This window comes from Mycobacterium sp. 1245852.3 (assembly GCF_001669335.1).
Classification (GTDB): Bacteria; Actinomycetota; Actinomycetes; order Mycobacteriales; family Mycobacteriaceae; genus Mycobacterium; species Mycobacterium europaeum_A.
Map to the genome: position 1 here is coordinate 1 of NZ_LZLL01000631.1, position 2,013 is coordinate 2,013.

The 2,013-nt window shown below is 67.1% G+C and carries 1 protein-coding gene and 1 pseudogene; both read right to left on the reverse strand.

Translation table 11 applies throughout. The annotated features are described in order from the left end of the window. On the reverse strand, positions 1-1,370 hold a 1,370-nt coding region (locus A9W96_RS29550; protein WP_067144692.1), incomplete at its 3' end, for a phosphoenolpyruvate carboxykinase (GTP). A gap of 139 nt (positions 1,371-1,509) precedes the next feature. Further along, positions 1,510-2,013 (reverse strand): annotated as a pseudogene (locus tag A9W96_RS29555) (hypothetical protein); the annotation flags it as partial.

Consider the following 2,013-nt stretch of genomic DNA (forward strand, 5'->3'; position numbering starts at 1 on the left):
GTGCCGACCTTGCCCTCGGCGGCGGCGGTCTGCTCGCTGCCCATGGTGGCCCCCATGAACACGCCGTGCTGCCAGTCGCGGGCCTGGGTCACCAGCGGGACCGTGGTCTTGCGGCGGGCGCCGAACAGGATGCCGGAGATCGGCACGCCCTGCGGGTCGTCCCACTCGGGCGCCAGGATGGGGCACTGCGACATCGGGGTGCAGTAGCGCGAGTTGGGGTGGGCGGCCTTCTCGCCGGAATCCGGCGTCCAGTCGCGGCCCTTCCAGTCGATCAGGTGCTGCGGCTCGCCCTCCAGGCCCTCCCACCACACGTCGTTGTCGTCGGTGAGCGCCACGTTGGTGAAGACGGTGTTGCCGCCCTCGATGGTGCGCATGGCGTTGGGGTTGGACTTCCAGTTCGTGCCCGGCGCGACGCCGAAGAAACCGAACTCGGGGTTGACCGCGTACAGGCGGCCGTCCTTGCCGAACCGCATCCAAGCGATGTCGTCGCCGAGCGTCTCGGCGCGCCAGCCCGGAATGGTCGGCTGCAGCATCGCCAGGTTGGTCTTACCGCACGCCGACGGGAACGCCGCGGCGAAGTAGTAAGCCTTGTTCTCCGGGGAGATGAGCTTGAGGATCAGCATGTGCTCGGCGAGCCAGCCCTCGTCGTGGGCCATCGCCGAGGCGATGCGCAGCGAGTAGCACTTCTTGCCCAGCAGGGCGTTGCCGCCGTAACCCGAGCCGTAGCTCCAGATCTCCCGGGTCTCCGGGAAATGGGTGATGTACTTGGTGTCGTTGCACGGCCACGGCACGTCCTTCTGCCCCGGCTCCAGCGGTGCGCCGACCGAGTGCAGCGCCTTGACGAAGAACCCGTCGTCGCCGATCTTCTCCAGCGCGGCCTTGCCCATCCGGGTCATCACCTTCATCGAGATGACGACGTACTCCGAGTCGGTGATCTCCACACCCAGCTTCGGGTCGTCGGCGCCCAGCGGGCCCATGCAGAACGGCACCACCCACATGGTCCGGCCGCGCATGCAGCCCCGGTACAGCTCGGTCATCGTGGACCGCATCTCCGACGGGTCCATCCAGTTGTTGGTCGGCCCGGCGTCGATCTCACGCTCGGAACAGATGTAGGTCCGCGACTCCACCCGCGCCACGTCGGACGGGTCGGACAGCGCCAGGTAGGAGTTGGGGTGCTTCTTCTCGTTGAGCTTCTTCAGCGTGCCCGCCTCGACCAGCTGGGCCGCCAGCCGGTGGAACTCCTCGTCGGAGCCGTCAGCGAAAACCACCCGATCGGGCTGGGTGAGCTCGGCGACCTCCTGCACCCATGACAGCAGGCCCTGGTGATTCGTGGGTGCTGTGTCCAAACCGGGAATGGTCGCTGAGGTCATCGAACTCTCCTGGATCTTCTGCGTATCGGGCTCGTGCTGCTCGCTATGCTCTCGCCCACACAATTAAGGAATTGGTGGCGTTAACTACAGGTTATCGTGAGGATCTTGTCGGGTGAGTCTCGGGCAGGTATAAGCCTTCTCACAACAACGATTCAGAAGGTCCCGACGGGTCGCCATCTTCGCTCCTCGAAACGGGTTTTTCGGTGTCGTCAGCGCCACCCTCTTCGGCGTGACTTTCGTCCTCTCGTATACCCGGTTCTCCCAGTTCTGCACGCACCGCCGCCAGCGCGGCCGTCACCGCCGGCATCTCCCGATCCCGCGCCGCCGCGGCCCGCGCGGCGGCCAGGGCGTGCTCGCGCAGTTCGGCGTCGATGACGCCGACGGCGGCCGACACCTGGGCGTTCTCGGCCTCGTCCTGGGCCAGCAGCCCTTTGCTCAGCACCGACTCGGCGACCAGCACGCGGGTGGCGACCAGCTCCTCGACGACCGACTGCAGCGCGGCCGTCACGTCACCCGTCCAGCGGTCCAGCAGCGACCGGTCGTGCAGCAACGCCCGGATGTTGATCACCATGTAGGTGAGCGCCAGCGAGATCGCCACGCATGCCAGGGCCGCGACGACGGCCAGCGCCGGGTTCAGCCGCGA